Here is a 19,897-nt window from a genome sequence, read left to right as displayed (position 1 = left end):
GACTGGTATCGCTGATGGGACAATACCATCGGCTCAAATGTATGACGTGAACCGCCGTATACGGAACCGTACGTACGGTGGTGTGAGAGGACGGAGGCCGTGAGGCCTCCTCCTACTCGATTGCCGCTAACTGGCGTCGACGGTATTGGGCACTGGCCGGGCTGCACTGTCATCTATAATTCTGGCGGGTGTGTTCCAGGTTCCGCTGCGCTCAGCTGCAAACCGCACGCGTTACTGCGCCGAGCGATCAACCGGCAGGGGCTGTGCTGCCAACGGCCGGTGAACTGAAGCAAAGCATGCCCCGTCCTACCCATGCAGTTGGCTATTCACGCTTACAAGAGGGTAACGAAATGACCCTGTGGAAACCCGATCCCTCGTTCTACCCATCGCCCAGAATGGCGATGAAAGCCCCGCCTGAACGCTATGGTTATGTGGCAACGCTGAATTACGCGCGCGATGGTCAGCCGGATGCGCTGTCGGTGGTCGATCTGGACCCGAACTCTCCGACCTGCGGCCAGATCGTCAACGCGCTCGAGCTGCCTTACGTTGGCGACGAGCTTCATCACTTCGGCTGGAATGCCTGCAGTTCGGCGCTCTGTCCCTTTGCCCCGCATCCGCACCTGGAGCGGCGTTACCTGATCGTGCCGGGGATGCGCAGTTCCCGGATCTACATCATCGATACTAAGCCCGATCCGCTCCGGCCGCGCATCGCCAAGGTGATCGAGCCGCAGGAGGTGATGGAAAAATCCGGCTACAGCCGACCTCATACCGTGCATTGCGGCCCTGATGCGATCTACGTCAGCGCGCTGGGCCCGGCCGATGGCCGCGACGGCCCCGGTGGGGTGTTCCTGCTCGACCACTTCAGCTTCGACGTGATCGGCCCCTGGGAGCTGCAGCGCGGCGATCAGGAGCTGGCCTATGACTTCTGGTGGCACCTGGCCGACGACGTGATGGTCAGCAGCGAGTGGGCCAAGCCGCACCAGTTCGAAAACGGCATCGTGGCGGAAGATCTGCTGGCCAACAAGTACGGCCACCGGCTGCACTTCTGGGATCTGCGCAAGCGAAGGCTGAGCCAGACCCTCGATGTTGGCGCCCAGAACCAGATGTTGCTGGAACTGCGGCCGGCGCATGACCCCAGCCGCACCTACGGCTTTGCCGGGGTGGTGGTCAGCACCGAGGATCTGACCGCCTCGATCTGGACCTGGTACAAGGAGAACGGCCAGTGGAAGATGAAGAAGATCGTCACCATCCCACCGGTACCGGCCGACGAAGCGGACCTGCCGCCGCTGCTGAAAGGGTTTAAGGCGGTGCCGCCGCTGATTACCGATATCGACCTGTCGCTGGACGACAAGTATCTCTATGTTGCCTGCTGGGGGACTGGCGAGCTGCACCAGTACGACGTGTCCGATCCGTTCAAGCCGGCGCTGACCGGCAAGGTTGAGATCGGCGGTATCGTCGCCAGGAAGGGCCATGCCAAGAGCAATGGCGCCCTGTTGGGCGGTCCGCAGATGGTCGAGATCAGCCGCGACGGACGCCGGGTTTACTTCACCAACTCGCTGTACAGCACCTGGGACGATCAGTTCTACCCCGACAAGCTGAAGGGCTGGATGGTCAAGGCCGACGTGACCGCCGGTGGCGGCATCGCCCTGGACCCGGATTTCTTCATCGATTTCGGGGACTCCCGTCCCCATCAGGTGCGGCTGGAAGGGGGCGATGCTTCAACAGACTCTTTCTGTTATCCAGGCTGAATGGCTGGGGCCCTGGCTGGTGATGACCGGTCTGGGTGCCTTTCATGGCCTGAATCCCGCCATGGGTTGGCTGTTCGCCCTGTCGCTGGGCTTGCAGCAGCGCCGTGAAGCCGCCATCTGGCTGGCGTTGCTGCCGATTACCGTCGGCCATGCAGCCTCGGTGCTGCTGGTGGCGCTGATCGTGCTGGCCGGCATGCAGGTGGTTTCGCAGGCCACCCTGCAATGGCTGGCGGCCGCTATGCTGCTGTCATTCGGCAGCTATAAGCTGTTCAATTACTACCGTCATCCACGCTGGGTCGGCATGAAAGTGGGCGCCAGGGAGCTGTTCGTCTGGTCGTTTCTAATGGCCACCGCGCACGGTGCCGGCTTGATGGTTGTCCCTGCGTTGTTGGGTGTCGCCGCCATCGAGCACGCCGGCCATGCCGGCCATCAGATGCCGGCGGGCGCCGGCATGCTGCTGGCCATCGGCGTCCATACCCTTGCCATGCTGGTGATGATGGGGGTGGTGGCCTGGCTGGTCTACCGGAAATTGGGGCTGGCGGTACTGCGGCGGCAGTGGATCAACTTTGACCTGGTCTGGGCCATCGCGTTGCTGGCCGTTGGTGTAATCGCGTTGCTGATGGCGATTTAGCAGGCCGTTTTTAACTGCCTGCTAACGCTGGGTCGCCCACAACGAGCGCCGGGTTATAGCTTGTCGAGCCACGCCCGGGCCGTGCTGAGCGTCTCGGTCATCACCTGGGCCAGCTCGTCCGTCGGCGGGACGGCCTGGCTATTCTCTTCAGCTTCCATCGCGGCCTCCAGTGCCCTGAGCACCAGGCTGGCCCTGGTGAATCCCATGGTGTCGCAGGCGCCGGCCAGTTTATGGGCCAGCTGGCCACAGTCATAGCGGTCGCCGGCGGCAAGGCTGCGCTGCAGGGCGGGCCAGAGCTCGGCATGGACGGTACAGAAACTGCGCATCAGCTCGGTCAGTTTCTGTTCGCCCAATACCTGGCGGTGAACCTCGATCACCGCGTTATCCAGCAACGGAGTGTCTGTAGCTTTATCGGTCATGATTGCCTGCTCCGCTGCCGGCGCCTGTGGAATGCCGGCCAGCGCCTGCAGCAGTTGTGCCTTACGGACCGGCTTGGCGACCACGTTGTGCAGGCCGGCATCGAGATAGCTGCGGATGTCGTCGGGCCCTACGCTGGCGGTCAGTGCCACGATCGGCGTCTGCCGGTTAGGATTCTGGCGGTCCTGTATGATCCGCTGGCTGACCTCCAGACCGCCCAGGCCCGGCAGGTGCATATCCATCAGGATCAGGTCGAAGCGGTGCCGGCCGCAGAGCTGCAGCGCCTGGTAGCCGTCCGACGCCAGGGTGACCCGGTGTCGATGCTGCTGCAGCAGGCCGAGTACCACCTGCTGGTTTATCTCGACATCCTCCACCAGCAGGATCTCCAGCGGCGGTATCTGAACTTGCGGTTGCGTATCCGCCTGTTCGCCGTAAGGCGCGTGAGCTTGCTGGGCGACGCGCAATGGTATCTCCAGCCAGAACAGGCTGCCTTTGCCCGGTTCGCTGTGCAGCCCGATGCTGCCGCCCAGTTCGACGGCCAGCTCCTTGCAGATTGCCAGGCCGAGGCCGGTGCCACCGAAACGGCGGGTGATGCTCTCGTCAGCCTGGGTAAACCGGTCGAAGATATGGGCTTGCAGCTCCGGGGCGATCCCTATACCTGAGTCCTGAATTTCAAAGCGCAGCATCGCTTGCTCAGCGGGCAGCGAAGGGGCGACTAGCTGCCGGCAGCGCAGCTGCACGGCACCCCGGTCGGTAAACTTGATCGCATTGGCCAGCAGGTTGGTCAGTATCTGGCGCAGGCTGCCGGCAGCGCCAAAATAGCTCTGCTGGTTGTCGATATCGCTTGCCAGCTTCAGCCGCAGCCCTTTTTTGTCGGCGCCGGGCTTCATCAACGTGACCAGGTCGCTTAACAGGTCGTTGACCGAGAAACGACTCTCGCTGGCGCTATGTCCGCCCTCGACCAGTTGGCCGTACTGCAATACATGATCGAAGGTTTCCAGCAGCGACTCGGTGGCGTCATGGAGTACCCGAACCTGCTCGCGCTGGCTGCCGGTCAGCGTGCTGTTTTCCAGCAACTGGATCATCCCGAGCATGCCGTTCATCGGCGTACGGATCTCGTGGCTCATGGTGGACAGGAACTGGGACTTAGCGTTGTTGGCTTCCTCGGCGGCTTCCTTGGCGCGCTGCAGGCTCTCGGTGCGCCTTTCGACCATCTGCTGCAACTGGTCGCGGTTGTAGCGTAGCGCCTGCTGTTCCTGGTCGCGTCGCTGGATATCCTGTTGTATCGCCTGGCGCATCTCGTTCAATGCCGCGGCCAGCTGGTCCAGCTCGTCATCACGGGTGGGTTTGCGCCGGTTCAGCGTGAGAGGTTGGTCGAGTTCGCCGGCGCCGATACGTCGGCTGTACTCCGCCATGCTTTCCAGGTGGCGGGTGATCTGTCGCTGGAAGATCACCAGGATCACCAGCACGATCAGCATAACCAACAGGGTCTGGTTGAGCAGGATGCTCAAACCGGTCTGCCAGAGCCGGCTGTGGATCGCCTGCAGGTCGAAGGTGACGTCGAGCCGGCCCAGCGTTCGTTGCTGCTGGCTGGCGTTGGTATGGATCAGCTCGAAGCCGTGTTGCTGAACCTGGTGGCCCGGGGTGGGGCGCTCACCCGAAGGGGTTGGCGCATCGTTGTCGCTGCTGGTATCGCTCAACTCCAGGTAGACCAGGTCGGGTAGGGTCAGTATCCCTTTCAGTTGCAGCTCGATCTGTGCCTGGTCGAGGTCCCACAGGCTTTTCGCCAGGCTGGCGAGATAGCTGTTGCGGATCAGCGCTACCTGCTGATCGACGGCCCGCAGTTCGCGGCGGTAATCCAGCGTCAGTTGCAGGGCGGTGGAGAGCAGGATGAACAGGAAGCTGCAGGCGCTGACGTAGACCATCATGCGAAAACCCAGCGGGTGCCGCTGTGAATAGCCGGCCAGTTGGCGTAGGCGTGTCGAGATGAGCGTGCCCATAGGCGAGTATCCGGATATCAGGGGGAGTTTAGGTAGTCCAGGCTGAACCTGGCGGTCAATCGACCGATCTCGCCGCTGCGATGCATCTCGCGCAGGCGGTGATTGATGAAGGGTAGATGCTGCTGCAGGCCGCTATGGCGACCCACCGCCAGGTAGTAGTACTCGGTGGTGATCTCCCGCTCCAATGGCTTCACCTGGTCGTGAAAGCCGAGCTTGCGGCTCTGCAGGCGGCCGCTGAGCTTGCCAAGCGGCATGTAATCGATCCGCCCCAGCGCCAGTTTGGCGAAGTTTTGCCGGCCGCGGGAGACATATTCGATATGGCTGTTCTGCTGGATGAAGCGGTCGAAGCTGTCGCCAAAACTGTCGCCCAGCAACAGGCCGACGGTCTTGCCGCGCAGATCCTCCAGTTGGTTGAAGCGGATCGGCTGTTTGCGGTTGACGAACAGGGTCACGCTGTCGGCGATAATATGTTGCTCGCTGAAGCTCAAATAGGACTCGCGGCTGGCGATACGGTACGCGGCCACCACGATATCGGCTTTGCCCTGTTGCACCTCCAGCAGACAGCGTTTCCAGTTGTTGCCGCCAATCAACTGCACGCGGTAGCCAAGTTCGGCGAACAGTTGCCGGGTGATCGCCGGCGCCAGGCCGATCAGCTGGCCGGCGCTGTGCCAGGAGACCGGCGGATAGAACGGATGGCCGCAGGCCTTCAGGGTACGGGCGGAGCTTGAAATGGAATACAGCCCCAGCAGCAGAAGCAGGCCGGCAAGCAGCGCGTAGCGGCGGGTCATGCCAGCTCGATGGGTTTGGGGGTAAACAGGTAACCGGCGCCGTGTACCGTCAGGATCAGTTTCGGGTTGGCCGGATCGTCGCCCAGTTTTCGCCGCAACCGGCCGATCAACACATCGACGGTGCGATCGCTCGGCACCCATTCGCGATTACGGATCTGGTCCAGTATCTGCTCGCGGCTCATCACCTGGCCGGCGTGGTTCATCAGGCTGTTGAGCAGTTTGAACTCGCCCTCGGTCAGCTGGGTCTGCTGCTGATATTGGTCCAGCAACTGGCGACGGTCGAGATTCAGTTTCCAGCGGTCAAAGCTGATGAAACTCTGCGGCAGGGCGTCGGTCGGTTTCGCCTCGGTACAGTGGCGCACCCGCCGTACCAGGTTCTTGGTACGGGCCAGAATCTCACGGGGGTTGAACGGCTTGGTGACATACTCGTCGGCACCGCACTCAAGGCCGATCAACCGGTCGACCTCATCCTGCCGGCCGGTCACCAGGATAATGCCGACTTCGCTGTGCACTCGCAGCTCGCGGGTCAGCGTCAGGCCGTCTTTGCCGGGCAGGCGGATGTCCAGCAGAATCACGTCGATCGCTTCGCCGTTCAGAATACTCTCGGCTTGTTCGGCGGTTTCGGCGCAGAAAACCGTATAGCCTTCCTCCTCGAAGTAGCTGCTCAGGCATTGGCGGGTAAGCTGTTCGTCATCGACGACCAGTATTTTGGTGTCTGCCTGCATTGTGGAGGTACCTTGCATCCCATCGAACGCCATGGCTCGATTCAGGTCATTCTTATTGTCTACTCAAAAATTAGCGTTTGTCGCAATTGCAGAGCAAGCGCTATTTACAGTTCATTTACAATTTTAGACAACTTTATACCTACCCCTGCTGCAGGTATGGCGTGACGGGTCATGTCTGGCTGAGGTGAATGTAGCGCTGGCGAGCGCTGAGCCACAGCCTTCTATATGGCGGGTGGCGAAGCTGCCGGTATCCTGCACCGCTTGCGGCGGGCCGTTGCCCGGTCGTTGGCGCTGGTGTTGTGCTGGGCCTATATAGCTATTCCTTATAAAGCTGTCCTGATGCGTCGGTTTCCTGCCTGTTTTCCCGCAAACCTTCCTTAACGACCTGCATTCCCTGAACTCTTTCACGCCGGATTGTGGAAACACTGTCGTATTTTCATAGCCGGTGTCGCAAATCCATAGCATCAGGACGCTGGCAGGCAACTAAGCGCCGATTTCGCTGATTACTATGGTCGAACCGGATAGCCGGAGACTGCTGAAACGCGCCTCGTGCTACCCAGATTCCAATGAGAAAGGCTCGGTGTGCTCAATGCGTTCAGCAGAGTTTCAAGCCACGACACCGGAACTGCCAGTGTGACCCAACAGGAGAATAACAATAATGTTTAGCAAGAATGATCAGATCCAGAGTTTCGACGAAGCCCTGTGGTTGGCGATGCAGGATGAAGCGGTCCGTCAGGAAGAGCATATCGAGCTGATCGCATCCGAGAACTACACCAGCCCGCGGGTCATGGAAGCTCAGGGTTCTGTGCTGACCAACAAGTACGCCGAAGGCTATCCGGAAAAACGCTACTACGGCGGTTGTGAGCACGTCGACGTGGTGGAGCAGCTGGCGATCGACCGCGCCAAGGAGCTGTTCGGCGCAGATTACGCCAACGTCCAGCCGCACTCCGGTTCCCAGGCCAACGCCGCCGTCTACATGGCGCTGGTACAGCCGGGTGACACCGTGCTGGGGATGAGCCTGGCGCATGGCGGCCACCTGACCCACGGTGCCCACGTCAATTTCTCCGGTCGTATCTACAACGCCGTGCAGTACGGTCTGACCGACGCCGGCGAGATCGACTACGACCAGGTCGAAGCACTGGCCAAAGAGCATCAGCCGAAGATGATCGTCGCCGGCTTCTCCGCTTACTCACGCACCGTCGATTGGGCCCGCTTCCGCGAGATCGCCGATCAGGTTGGTGCCTACCTGTTCGTCGATATGGCGCACGTGGCTGGTCTGGTCGCCGCGGGCCTGTATCCGAACCCGCTGCCGCATGCCGACGTGGTCACCACCACCACTCACAAGACCCTGCGTGGTCCGCGTGGCGGCCTGATCCTGGCCAAGTCCAATCCGGAGCTGGAGAAGAAACTGAACTCCGCAGTATTCCCGGGTGGCCAGGGCGGCCCGCTGATGCACGTGATCGCCGCCAAGGCGGTAGCGTTCAAGGAAGCGCTGGAGCCGGAATTCAAGGAGTACCAGGCGCAGGTGGTCAAGAATGCCGATGCCATGGCGCGGGTGTTCATCGAGCGCGGCTATGACGTGGTCTCCGGCGGTACCGACAACCACCTGTTCCTGCTCAGCCTGATCAAGCAGGGGCTGACCGGTAAGGACGCCGACGCGGCACTGGGCCGTGCCAGCATCACCGTCAACAAAAATGCGGTGCCGAATGATCCGCAATCGCCGTTCGTTACCTCCGGGCTGCGTATCGGCTCGCCGGTGATCACCACCCGTGGCTTCAAAGAGGTGCAGTGTGTCGACCTGGCCGGCTGGATCGCCGATATCCTCGACGCCATGCAGGACGGCGACGCCGAGTCGACCATCGCCGACGTGAAGCAGAAGGTTCGCGCCCTCTGCGCCGAGTACCCGGTCTATCGATAAGCGACTGTCAGACAGCCTCCCCAATAAGAATAAGCAGTGCGTGCGGCGTCGCTGGACGCCGCACGCTGAGCGAGGTGTATCGAGATGGCAATCAGCCTGTTCGACATGCTGAAAATCGGGATTGGTCCATCCAGTTCCCACACCGTCGGTCCGATGAAAGCAGCGCAGATGTTCGCATCCGCACTGCAGGCCGAGGGGCTACTGACCCGCGTTAGCCGGGTACAGTCACAGCTTTACGGCTCCCTGGGCGCCACCGGTAAAGGTCATGGTACCGGCCCGGCGGTGCTGCTGGGCCTGGAAGGGCACCTGCCGGAGCTGATCGATCCGACCATCGTCGGTCCGCGTGTTGACGAGATCAACGAAGCCGGTCAATTGCAGTTGCTTGGTGAACAGCCGATCGCCTTCAACGAAGTCGACGACCTGATCTACCACCGCACCGAATCGCTGCCGTTCCATGCCAATGGCATGAGCTTCGCCGCCTTCGATGCCGACGGCAACGAACTGCGCCACAGTGTCTACTACTCGGTGGGCGGTGGCTTCGTGGTCGACGAGCAGGCGGCGGGCGCCGACCGGATCGTCGAAGACAGTACCCCGTTGCGCTACCCGTTCCGTACCGGTGCCGAACTGCTGGCGATCTGCCAGGAGACCGGCCTGTCGATCGCCGACGTGATGTTGGCCAACGAACAGGCCTGGCGCAGCGAGCAGGAGATCCGCGACGGAATTCTGGAGATCTGGCGGGTGATGCAGCAGTGCGTGCAGAACGGCATGCGCAACGAGGGGATTTTGCCGGGCGGCCTGAAAGTTAGGCGTCGTGCGGCGGCGTTGCACCGCGAGCTGAGCAACCGCACCCGGATGGACATGATCACGCCGAGCCTCGGCGCGATGGACTGGGTCAACCTCTACGCGCTGGCGGTCAATGAAGAGAACGCCGCCGGCGGCCGGATGGTGACTGCGCCGACCAACGGAGCTGCCGGCATCATTCCGGCGGTGCTGCACTACTACACCAACTTCTGCCCCAACTCCAACGAGGAGGGGGTGATCCGCTTCCTGTTGACCGCTGCGGCGATCGGCATTCTGTTCAAGGAGAACGCCTCGATCTCCGGCGCCGAAGTGGGCTGTCAGGGCGAGGTCGGTTCGGCCTGCGCGATGGCGGCGGCCGGCCTGGCGGAAGCGACCGGCGGTAGCCCCGAGCAGGTGGAGAATGCGGCGGAGATCGGTATGGAGCACAACCTGGGACTGACCTGCGATCCGATCGGCGGGCTGGTGCAGGTGCCTTGCATCGAGCGCAATGCGATGGCGGCAATGAAGGCGATCAACGCCGCCACCATGGCCCTGCGCGGTGACGGCCAGCACTTCGTGTCACTCGATAAGGTGATCCGCACCATGCGCGATACCGGCCGGGACATGCTGGATAAATACAAAGAAACCTCTCGGGGAGGGCTGGCGGTCAACGTTATCGAATGTTGATGCCGGTACAACCGAAAGCAGCTCGCGCCCGATAGGGGGCGTGATTAGTGAGGGCATAACAATGCAGAAATACTCGGGTTTCGGGCTGTTGAAACACGCCTTGAGTCATCACGAGAACTGGCAGCGGGTCTGGCGTAATCCGCAGCCGAAGAAGAAATACGACGTGATCATCGTCGGTGGCGGCGGTCACGGTCTGGCGACAGCCTACTACCTGGCCAAAGAGCACGGCATCACCAACGTGGCGGTGCTGGAGAAGGGCTACCTGGGTGGCGGCAACACCGCCCGTAACACCACCATCGTGCGCTCCAACTACCTGTGGGACGAAGCGGCCCACCTGTACGAGCACGCGATGAAGCTGTGGGAAGGCCTGTCGCAGGACCTGAACTACAACGTGATGTTCTCCCAGCGCGGGGTATTGAACCTGGGCCATACGCTGCAGGACATGCGCGATATCGAGCGCCGGGTCAACGCCAACCGGCTGAACGGCATCGACGGCGAAGTGCTGGATGCCAAGCAGGTGCAGGAGATCGTGCCGATCATGGACTGCTCCGAAAATACCCGCTACCCGGTGATGGGTGCCTCCTGGCAGCCGCGTGCCGGTGTCGCTCGCCACGATGCGGTGGCCTGGGGCTTCGCCCGTGCCGCCGATGCATTGGGCGTCGACCTGATCCAGCAGTGCGAAGTGATCGACATCCTGACCGAGGATGGCGCCGCGATCGGCGTTGAAACCAAGCAGCACGGCGTGATCAAAGCGGACCGGATCGGCTGCGTCACCGCCGGTAACTCCGGTGTGATGGCCAAGATGGCCGGCTTCAAGCTGCCGCTGGAATCCCACCCGCTGCAGGCGCTGGTATCCGAGCCGATCAAGCCGATCCTCGACACCGTGGTGATGTCCAACCACGTGCACGGCTATGTCTCCCAGTCCGACAAGGGCGACCTGGTCATCGGTGCCGGTATCGACGGCTACAACGGCTACGGCCAGCGTGGTTCCTACCCGACCATCGAGCACACCGTGCAGGCGATCGTCGAACTGTTCCCGATGTTCAGCCGGGTGCGGATGAACCGGCAGTGGGGCGGCATCGTCGACACCTGTCCGGACGCCTGCCCGATCATCTCCGATACCCCGGTGGAGAACCTGTTCTTCAACTGCGGTTGGGGTACCGGTGGCTTCAAGGCTACGCCGGGTTCCGGCCATGTGTTCGCCGCCACCCTGGCACGTGGCGAGGCCCATGAACTGGCCAAGCCGTTCTCCATGTTCCGTTTCCACGACGGCTCGTTGATCGACGAGCACGGCGCTGCCGGCGTCGCCCACTAATCAAGGAGTGCACCGATGTTTTATATCTACTGTCCGCACTGCGAGGAGCATCGCGAAGAGGAGGAGTTTCACGCCTCCGGTGAAGCCCATATCGCCCGTCCGCTGGACCCGGATAACTGCACCGATGAAGAGTGGGCGCAGTTCCTGTATTTCCGTAGCAACCCGCGCGGCATCCATCACGAGCTGTGGGTCCATGCGGTTGGTTGTCGCAAGTTTTTCAACATTACCCGCGACACCCAGACCTACGAGATCAAAGAAATCTACAAGATCGGCCAGCAGCCGACTGTAACGGCAGAGTGAGTGGGGCGAGCACAATGACACAGAAAAACCGTCTCAAGACCGGCGGCCGCATCGAGCGCGGCAAGCCGATGAAGTTCAGCTACAACGGCCGCAGCTACCAGGGCTTCGAGGGCGATACCCTGGCCGCCGCTCTGCTGGCCAACGGCGTCGATATTGTTGGCCGTAGCTTCAAGTACAGCCGTCCGCGCGGCATCGTCGCCGCCGGCGCCGAAGAGCCCAATGCGGTACTGCAGCTGGGCGCCACTGAAGCGACCCAGGTACCGAACGTGCGCGCCACCCAGCAGGAGCTGTTCGACGGTCTGGTGGCCCACGCCACCAACGGTTGGCCGAACGCCGAGCTGGACCTGATGAGCTACGTCGGCAAGGTTGGTGGCCGGATGATGCCGCCGGGGTTCTACTACAAGACCTTCATGTACCCGCAGTCGCTGTGGGAGACCTACGAGAAGTTCATCCGTAAGGCGGCTGGTCTCGGCCGTTCGCCGCTGGAGAACGATCCGGACACCTACGACCACCTGAACCAGCATGCCGACGTAATGATCGTCGGTGGCGGCCCGGCCGGTCTGGCCGCTGCTCTGCAAGCGGCGCGCAGCGGTGCACGGGTGATCCTGGCGGACGAACAGCAGGAGTTCGGCGGTGCGTTGCTGCACAGCAAAGAGCAGATCGATGGTCGCCCGGCAACCGAGTGGGTTACCAAGGTGGTCGAGGAGCTGCGTGGTTACGACAACGTATTGCTGCTGCCGCGTTCCACCGTCAACGGCTATCACGACCACAACTTCCTGACCATCCATGAGCGTCGTACCGACCACATTGCCGACAAGGCACCGGCCAACATCTCGCGCCAGCGGATGCACCGGGTACGCGCCAAGTGGGTGGTACTGGCCACCGGTGCCCATGAGCGGCCGCTGGTGTTCGGCAACAACGACGTGCCGGGTTGCATGCTGGCCTCGGCGGTGTCCACCTACATCAATCGTTACGCGGTAGTGCCGGGCAACGAGCTGGTGCTGATGACCACCAACGACCACGCCTACCACTGTGCGCTGGACTGGGCTAATGCTGGCCGCAAGGTGGTGGCGATCGTCGACACCCGCGCCAATCCCGATGGCGAACTGGTGCAGCGCGCCAAGCAGCAGGGCCTGAAAGTGATCACCGGTTCCGCGGTGATCGAAGTACAGGGCAGCAAGCGGGTTTCCGGCGTCTCGGTAGCGCCGATCAGCGCCGATGGCAGCCGGGTAACCGGTTCGGTCGAGCGGCTCAGCTGCGACACCGTGGCCAGCTCTGGTGGCTGGAGCCCGGCGGTCCACCTGTCCTGCCACACCGGCAGCCGGCCGGAATGGCGCGACGACATCATCGGCTTCGTACCGGGTAAGACGGTCCAGAAACAGCTGACTGCCGGCGCGTTGAACGGCAGCTACAGCCTGCAGGCCTGCCTGGAAGAGGGCACCAAGGCCGGTATCGACGCGGCCGCCAACGCCGGTTTCGGTGACAGCGCTGCCGACGTGAAAGCGCCGCAGGCGAACGCGCACCGCGAAGGCAAAGCGATGCCGCTGTTCCATGTACCGCACACCAAGCCGACCAGCCGCGCGCCGAAGCAGTTCGTCGATTACCAGAACGACGTTACCGCCGCCGGTATCGAGCTGGCGACCCGCGAAGGCTTCGAGTCGATCGAGCACGTCAAGCGCTACACCGCGATGGGCTTCGGTACCGACCAGGGTAAGCTGGGCAACATCAACGGCATGGCGATCGCCGCCAAGTCGTTGAACCAGACGATCCCGGAGACCGGCACCACCATCTTCCGGCCGAACTACACGCCGATCACCTTCGGCGCCATCGCCGGTCGTCACTGTGGCGAGCTGTTTGATCCGAAGCGTTACACCCCGATGCACAAGTGGCATCTGGAACAGGGCGCCAAGTTCGAGGACGTCGGCCTGTGGAAGCGCCCCTGGTACTTCCCGAAAGCGGGCGAGTCCATGCAGGAAGCGCTGAACCGTGAATGCCGGGCGACCCGTGAAAGCGTCGGCATCCTGGACGCTTCCACCCTCGGTAAGATCGATATCCAGGGTAAGGATGCGCGCGAGTTCCTCGGCCGGGTTTACTCCAACGCCTGGGCCAAGCTGGCGGTCGGCAAGTGCCGCTACGGCCTGATGTGCGGCGAGGACGGTATGGTGTTCGATGACGGTGTGACCTCCTGCCTGGCGGAGAACCACTTCATCATGACCACCACCACCGGCGGTGCGGCACGGGTACTGGAGTGGCTGGAACTGTACCACCAGACCGAGTGGCCGGAGCTGGAGGTTTACTTCAACACCGTGACCGACCAGTGGGCGACGATGACCATCTCCGGTCCGAACAGCCGCAAGCTGTTGTCGGAACTGACCGACGATATCGATCTGGACCGCGACACCTTCAAGTTCATGGACTGGCGCGAAGGCACCGTGGCCGGCGTACCGGCACGGGTGTTCCGGATCTCGTTCACCGGCGAACTGTCGTTCGAGATCAACGTCCAGGCCAACTATGGCCTGCATGTCTGGGAGAAGCTGTTCGAACAGGGCGAGAAGTACAACATCACGCCGTACGGCACCGAGACCATGCATATTCTGCGTGCCGAGAAGGGCTTCATCATCGCCGGTCAGGACACCGATGGTTCGGTGCATCCGTACGACCTGGGGATGGGCTGGTGCGTATCCAACCAGAAGCCGTTCAGCTTTATCGGCAAGCGTGGCATGGCGCGGGAGGACTGCGTCAAGCCGAACCGCAAGCAGCTGGTGGGTCTGAAAACCAAGGACCCGCAGAAGGTGATTCCGGAAGGTTCGCAGGCGGTCAACGATCCGCAGCAGCCGCTGCCGATGACCATGCTGGGTCACGTTACTTCCAGCTACTACAGCGCCTGCCTGGGTCACAGCATCGCCATGGGCTTTGTTCGTGGCGGCCATGACCGGATGGGCGAAACCGTTTACTACCCGCAGGCCGACGGCAGCGTGATCGAAGCCGAGATCTGCAGCCCGATCTTCCTGGATCCGAAGGGGGAGCGTCAAAATGTCTGAACTGATTGTTGATAAGCCGGCTGCCGAGCAGCCGACCGTGGCCGTGATGAACCAGGTGCCGCAGAGCGGCCCGCGTGCCGAGAGTCCGCTGCACCATGCGGATCTGCCGACCATCGCCCGCAAGGGCCCTCAGCAGGGCGGCGTTTACCTGGAAGAGCTGAAATTGCTGGGTCACCTGGTGTTGCGCGGCAGCACCGACAACCAGGCCTTTATGGCGGGTGCCGAGAAAGTATTGGGCGTGGCGTTGCCGGGTTCGTTGCAGAGCGCCGAGAAAGGCGAACTGTCGGTACGCTGGCTCGCACCGGACGAGTGGCTGGTGATCGTGCCGGGTGCACGGGCCTTCGACCTGGAGCGCGAGCTGCGCGCGGCGATGTCCGGCCATTACGCCATCGTCAACGTCTCCGGCGGCCAGACAGTGCTCAGCCTGAGCGGCCCGAAGGCGCGCGACGTGCTGATGAAGACAACGCCGTACGACGTGCATGACCGCAACTTCCCGGTCGGCAAGGTGGTCACCTCGGTGTTCGCCAAGACCCAGGCCGTGATCCGCCGCACCGGCGAGCAGAGCTGGGAACTGGTGATCCGTCGTAGCTTTGCCGACTACGCCTGGCTCTGGCTGCAGGATGCCAGCGCAGAGTACGGCCTGGTGGTACGTAGCTGATAGAGCGGGGCGAAAGCCCTCCTTTGTTGCCCTCCGGCAGGGATGCCGATCGGGTGCCGCAGCGGTATAGCCAGCCTCGTGGACAGGGGGTGGCTGTGCCGCGGTACCCGACCCCAAAGGGAGTGGATTTCGCCCGTGGGTCTGACGCCGGGTTCGGTAGAAACCCTGGATGAAATCCCTTATGGCCGGGGACCTGGGAGTTGCCTATTCAGCTCCCGTCAACAGCCAGCTGCAGCGAGCTTCGTTGCAGGGTCCCCAGCCATATTTTTACGGCTCTGAATCAGCGCGACGCTATCTGGCCGGCCGGTTACCGGCAACCGAAAGACACCGAGCATAACAACAAAGCACTGCCGAGCTTACCGAAGCAGTCCTGCGCAAGCGCCGTGATACCGAAACGCGGCTGACCGGGACGCCGGAACGTCGGAAGGAGCACTAATGAAAGACACAGCTATTGCGAACAGCCCCACCTACATCCTGACCGCCACCTGTAAAAGTGTGCTGGGCACTGTCGATGTGGTAACCCGATTTCTTTTCGAACGCCGCTGCTATATCACCGAGATGCACACCTTCGATGACAGCATCGGCGGCAACTTCTTTATCCGCGCCGAGTTCAAGAACGACGCGGACCAGGCGCCGAGCCTGGAAGAACTGAAACAGCAGTTCGATGCCAAGGCGGCTGAGTTCGAGATGGACTGGCAGATCCGCGACGCCAGCACCCCGGAACGGGTGGTGATCATGGTCTCCAAGTACGACCACTGCCTGCAGGACCTGCTGTACCGCTACCGGACCGGCCATCTGAATATCGAGATTCCGGCGATCATCTCCAACCATCCGGACCTGAAGGAACTGGCCGAGTGGCACGGCATCCCGTACTACCATTTCCCGATCACCGCCGAGACCAAACCGCAGCAGGAGGCCAAGGTGATGACGGTGGTGGAGAACACCCGTGCCGACCTGGTGGTGCTGGCCCGCTACATGCAGGTACTGTCTGACGATCTGTGCCAGAAACTGCGCGGCCGGGCGATCAACATCCACCACTCGCTGCTGCCCGGCTTCAAGGGGGCCAAGCCGTACCATCAGGCCTATGACAAGGGCGTCAAGCTGGTCGGCGCCACCGCCCACTACGTCAGCCCAGATCTCGACGAAGGGCCGATCATCACCCAGGGGGTCGAGCCGGTCGACCACACCTACACCCCGGAACAGCTGGTGGAGAAGGGCCGCGATACCGAACGCCTGACCCTGGCTCGAGCGCTCAAACTGCACTGCGAACGGCGGGTATTCCTCGACGGTAACAAGACCGTGGTGTTCAAGGGCGGCTGATTGCTTGCTAACTCTTTGATGTAATAAAAAGGTCGTTGCTGAAGCTCCCTACAACCACGAAACTCGTAGGAACGGCTTCAGCTGCGACCTGTTCCTCTAAGTTAGTCTCCATTGAATCGACAGACGCAGTTTCCGGGTACCCGGCAATCCTTCCCCCTGAGACTCCGCCTGTTCCTCACGCACGAATTATCGCAACAGTATGCTCAATGCCTGCTGCTCAGACAGCCTGAAGGCCGTTGGATACTGAGCAATGCCTCACGCACAATCACGTATGCTTGTTTTCAACAGAGTCGCTTGCACAAAACGGGGTCATAGCTGTTATATGCTTTTGCGAACACTTTTTGCGCATTTTCTGGTTGACAATAAAATTCCCATGTATAACGATATTCGAATGAATACAAATCTTACGCAGCAGGCTGTACGAATTATCATCATTCCATAGGAATGGTGGGATATTTGATGCGCTTTGGATCTGTCGAGCCCACCCCAAGAGGTGGGTTTTTCGTTTCTACCTCATGGGATAAATCTCATTAAATGGAGGTAGTATGAAGAAGGTTGCAGTGTTCGGTAAGCCGGGCAGCGGGAAATCCACGTTGAGCAAAGTGCTGGCGTCGGCTACAGGCATAAAACTTCACCAGTTGGATTCCATTGTGTATAAGAAAAATGGTGAATTGGTGGATCGGAAGACGTTCGATAAGGCGCATGAAGATATACTGTCCTCTGAAAGCTGGATAATTGATGGGTTCGGGCCAATGGCATCATTTAATAAACGCCTGGAATTGGCTGATACATTGATCTATATAGATTTGCCTTACCTCACCAGTTACTGGCTAGTGACAAAGCGATTGTTGAAAGGCTTGGTTGTAAAGCCCGAAGGTTGGCCTGATGGGAGTTCTGTACTTAAGGGAACTCTTGAGAGCTATAAGGTGTTGAGGCTATGTCCAAAGTTTTGGAATGACAACTTAATGCAAAGGTTAGAGAAAATATCGGCTAACAAATCGTTATACGTAATACGATCGGTTTCTGAATTAAATAGCTTTGTTTATGAAAATGTAAAATAGACGCCAAGTTGCCCACGAAGAGTAGATATCTTCTATCGTTAGGTCTGCATCTGGCAGGGAGGTGGACTCGATTGGTAGCTTGGGCCTGATCTATATTTTCGTAGCGTCCCGCTGGCTGGCGACTAAACGGATCACATATTCTGTAGAATATAAGGAACAAGAATGATTAATAAATCAGAAGCAAAGGGATTCGTGATTCGAGTGCTGGCTGTCGTTGCCCTGGTTGTTTGCGCTGTTGTTGTTTACGACCGTGCAACCGTGATTGTTAATTCGAGCCTGGTGCCTGCGACGATTACTGATTGCGGGAGTGAGTGGGTAAAAGTAAGCGATACACCCTCTGGGTTGGCGAGGCCTACCCGCTATCGGGATCAAGTTCAATATTATCCCAAGGCTGTTACCGCTAACGGGGACGAGGCCGTCGGCTGGTTGATGATGCCAACACGTGCTTTGTGCTCACAGATGGTTGGCAAAGATGTGTCGGTGTTTGTTCATCACAGTGATCCAAGTGAAAACCGAATTCACAGTTTCCTCCAATTCTGGGCGATGCCTCTTTTTATACTGGCGTTCGCGATCAGTGTTCCGCTAAGCAGTTACAGTATCACGGGTGTTCGTATTTTCGGTGTTGCTTTCGCACTGTCGTTTACAGGACTGGTGTTGGATGAAATCGGCATGTTGGAGACGGATCGACCCCGATCGGCAGCCAACGAAGGCACACAGGAAGCCAACGAGGTTGCGTCGCCTTCGAAAAAGGCACTGGACCGGTGCGTTTTCACATCCATGTTTAAAGAAAAGGTAGAGCATAGACACCAGATTAAAAGCTTGCTGTGCATGGATGAACAAATTTCCGACCTGTCATCGATTGCAGATCTCTATAGGTTGCAGGAGCTTTATCTGCAGGGTAATGCGCTCAGTTCTCTTGCAGGCGTTCAGCCATTGACTCAGCTAAGAAAATTGTCAGTGGCCGGAAACAAGATGTTGACGTCGACCAAGGGCATTGAAAACCTGCTGATGCTTGAGGAATTTCAAGCAAACAAAGCATCAATCAGTGATTTGTCCGGCTTGGATAAGCTATCCGACCTCAGGGTAGTTGGTCTTATGATGAATGAGATCAGCGATGTTTCCGTATTCTCAGCGCTGTCCAAGCTGGAAGACGTCACATTGAATTACAACCGTATCCAAGATATTTCGGCGTTTGCAAATAAGCCGGCGCTGAAAAACTTTATGGCTTACAGCAACGATATTTCTGATGTGTCTCCGCTCTATGGCAATACAGCAATGAGCGCGGTTGGGCTCAGAGGGCGCAAAGAGATACCTTGTGAGCAGATTGCTCGGCTTCGCTCGGTGCTGGACAACAGTGCGGTGGTTTACGGCCCTAAGCATTGTGATTAAACGTATGTGAGAGGGGGCGTCAAGCAGCACTGAATTGGATAGATGCCCAAGCGTTATATACGTAAATTGGTCAGTGCTGTTTTAACAAGCAAGAGATCCCGCTCCGTAACCTTGATCAGCGGGCTCGCATCGCATCTATATGCCAGCAGACGCGTTCGAACAGCGTTAAATCTCCCGTACAGATCAACTCCAGCGGAGACTTTCCTTCGTAATAGGGGTCGTCATGGGGCTGTGACATGTAGCCGTATACATCGTCGGGGTCGTCGAAGACTGCACTGAGGTCTGAATGGATGTTGAGCACGAAGGTCAGCCGCTCGCATTGTTCTTCACTGAGCACCTCGGGAAATGGTTGGTCAGGATCGAGCTTCAGGATAGCAAGCGCCTGATTTGGGGTGCACTGCCATTGGGCCAGAATCTGCAATGCGTCGTATAGGCTAGTGCTCATAGGTTTCTCCCGGTTTCACTCGTTAGGGTGCCCTGCAGGCACCAACCTGGTCAGCCGGACCAATGACTTATAGGTACATTAAAGTATAGATAGCCTCTAAGTGAGCCTCTTCCGATGCAGGACGCGTTATGAAAAGGATGTGAATAGGGGCCTGATAAACTTACAGCGAGGTGCGAGCGAGTTCTTTTGACCAGACGATGGATCGGACCGTGCGAAGAATATGGCGCCCCGTGGAGACAAGCGGGATTAGGGGGCTTCCCCGCTGCGGGCGACACCCGCGGAAGACCGATATGCTGCCGACAGGACATCTGTTAGTCGCGTATAAATCCCCTCGTAAAGGTATGGCTCGTTGTAGGGGGGGTGGGCTGGCTGGGCAAGTTGGGGAACCTGTGAATTAGTCCCTTATGTTCTCTGCGGGCTCTAGAAGGGCCAGAGGCCCAAGGGACTTGTTCACTGGTTCCTTCGCCTTGTAGAGTGACACTTTTTGGTGCCCACGTGGTGCTTGTTCACCTGATGTAGATGTTTCCCGCTTAAGCCCAAACTTTAAGTAATGCGTATTCCGGCGAAGTTGAACACCGATTCCGGACGAACGTGAACACCTGATTTCTCAACGCATCACGCCCAGACGTTTTTAGCCCAGGTGTTCATCTTCGGTCAACTGGCCGAGGATTTTC

At 59.7% G+C, this 19,897-nt stretch carries 15 protein-coding genes; 11 read left to right on the top strand and 4 right to left on the bottom strand.

Translation table 11 applies throughout. The features are described from left to right. The first annotated feature begins 401 nt into the window (after nucleotides 1-401). Both K6T12_RS19395 and K6T12_RS19390 read left to right on the top strand, forming a co-directional pair. Nucleotides 402-1,748 (top strand): selenium-binding family protein, encoded by a 1,347-nt coding sequence (locus K6T12_RS19395; RefSeq protein ID WP_255611917.1) that lies wholly within the window; start codon nucleotides 402-404, stop codon nucleotides 1,746-1,748. After that, nucleotides 1,714-2,379: a hypothetical protein gene (locus K6T12_RS19390; protein ID WP_222224576.1), complete on the top strand. Its 666-nt coding sequence runs from the start codon at nucleotides 1,714-1,716 to the stop codon at nucleotides 2,377-2,379. Before K6T12_RS19395 ends, K6T12_RS19390 begins: the two co-directional genes overlap by 35 nt. A gap of 53 nt (nucleotides 2,380-2,432) precedes the next feature. Here the strand turns inward: K6T12_RS19390 and K6T12_RS19385 are convergent, their stop codons facing one another. From K6T12_RS19385 to K6T12_RS19375, 3 genes are read right to left on the bottom strand one after another with little or no spacing between them, the layout of a single operon-like run. Further along, complete coding sequence (locus K6T12_RS19385; RefSeq protein ID WP_222224575.1) at nucleotides 2,433-4,796, bottom strand: ATP-binding protein; 2,364 nt, start codon at nucleotides 4,794-4,796, stop codon at nucleotides 2,433-2,435. A gap of 17 nt (nucleotides 4,797-4,813) precedes the next feature. Next, entirely contained in the window at nucleotides 4,814-5,584 is a 771-nt protein-coding gene (locus tag K6T12_RS19380; protein ID WP_222224573.1) for a substrate-binding periplasmic protein, read from the bottom strand. Then, nucleotides 5,581-6,309, bottom strand: a complete 729-nt coding sequence (locus K6T12_RS19375; RefSeq protein ID WP_222224572.1) for a response regulator — start codon at nucleotides 6,307-6,309, stop codon at nucleotides 5,581-5,583. The genes K6T12_RS19380 and K6T12_RS19375 overlap by 4 nt, the downstream gene beginning before the upstream one ends. Nucleotides 6,310-6,967: 658 nt before the next feature. Here K6T12_RS19375 and glyA point away from each other — a divergent pair. The 9 genes from glyA to K6T12_RS19330 all read left to right on the top strand — a co-directional run bounded on the left by glyA (nucleotide 6,968) and on the right by K6T12_RS19330 (nucleotide 18,778). Further along, nucleotides 6,968-8,227, top strand: coding sequence for a serine hydroxymethyltransferase (glyA, locus tag K6T12_RS19370; protein ID WP_222224569.1), 1,260 nt, complete (start codon nucleotides 6,968-6,970; stop codon nucleotides 8,225-8,227). Nucleotides 8,228-8,311: 84 nt separating this feature from the next. Beyond that, entirely contained in the window at nucleotides 8,312-9,694 is a 1,383-nt protein-coding gene (locus tag K6T12_RS19365) for an L-serine ammonia-lyase (RefSeq protein ID WP_222224567.1), read from the top strand. A gap of 61 nt (nucleotides 9,695-9,755) precedes the next feature. Continuing rightward, on the top strand, nucleotides 9,756-11,009 hold the full coding sequence (locus tag K6T12_RS19360; protein WP_222224566.1) for a sarcosine oxidase subunit beta family protein: 1,254 nt from the start codon (nucleotides 9,756-9,758) through the stop codon (nucleotides 11,007-11,009). A 15-nt stretch (nucleotides 11,010-11,024) separates the two neighbouring features. After that, on the top strand, nucleotides 11,025-11,309 hold the full coding sequence (locus K6T12_RS19355; RefSeq protein ID WP_222224564.1) for a sarcosine oxidase subunit delta: 285 nt from the start codon (nucleotides 11,025-11,027) through the stop codon (nucleotides 11,307-11,309). A 14-nt stretch (nucleotides 11,310-11,323) separates the two neighbouring features. Further along, entirely contained in the window at nucleotides 11,324-14,350 is a 3,027-nt protein-coding gene (locus K6T12_RS19350; protein WP_222224562.1) for a sarcosine oxidase subunit alpha, read from the top strand. After that, nucleotides 14,343-15,008 (top strand): sarcosine oxidase subunit gamma, encoded by a 666-nt coding sequence (locus K6T12_RS19345; protein ID WP_222224561.1) that lies wholly within the window; start codon nucleotides 14,343-14,345, stop codon nucleotides 15,006-15,008. Before K6T12_RS19350 ends, K6T12_RS19345 begins: the two co-directional genes overlap by 8 nt. A 435-nt stretch (nucleotides 15,009-15,443) precedes the next feature. Further along, complete coding sequence (gene purU, locus K6T12_RS19340; protein ID WP_222224560.1) at nucleotides 15,444-16,328, top strand: formyltetrahydrofolate deformylase; 885 nt, start codon at nucleotides 15,444-15,446, stop codon at nucleotides 16,326-16,328. 545 nt (nucleotides 16,329-16,873) lie between these two features. Continuing rightward, entirely contained in the window at nucleotides 16,874-17,389 is a 516-nt protein-coding gene (locus K6T12_RS19335; protein ID WP_222224558.1) for an adenylate kinase, read from the top strand. 162 nt (nucleotides 17,390-17,551) lie between these two features. After that, nucleotides 17,552-18,778 (top strand): DUF3592 domain-containing protein, encoded by a 1,227-nt coding sequence (locus tag K6T12_RS19330; RefSeq protein ID WP_222224557.1) that lies wholly within the window; start codon nucleotides 17,552-17,554, stop codon nucleotides 18,776-18,778. A gap of 115 nt (nucleotides 18,779-18,893) precedes the next feature. Here K6T12_RS19330 and K6T12_RS19325 read toward each other — a convergent pair whose 3' ends face one another. Next, entirely contained in the window at nucleotides 18,894-19,223 is a 330-nt protein-coding gene (locus tag K6T12_RS19325; RefSeq protein WP_222224554.1) for a hypothetical protein, read from the bottom strand. Nucleotides 19,224-19,897 lie beyond the last annotated feature (674 nt).

The organism is Marinobacterium arenosum, from assembly GCF_019795155.1.
Taxonomy (GTDB): domain Bacteria; phylum Pseudomonadota; class Gammaproteobacteria; order Pseudomonadales; family Balneatricaceae; genus Marinobacterium_C; species Marinobacterium_C arenosum.
Note: the sequence above shows the minus strand (reverse complement) of the source record. Positions and strands in the feature narration are given on the sequence as shown.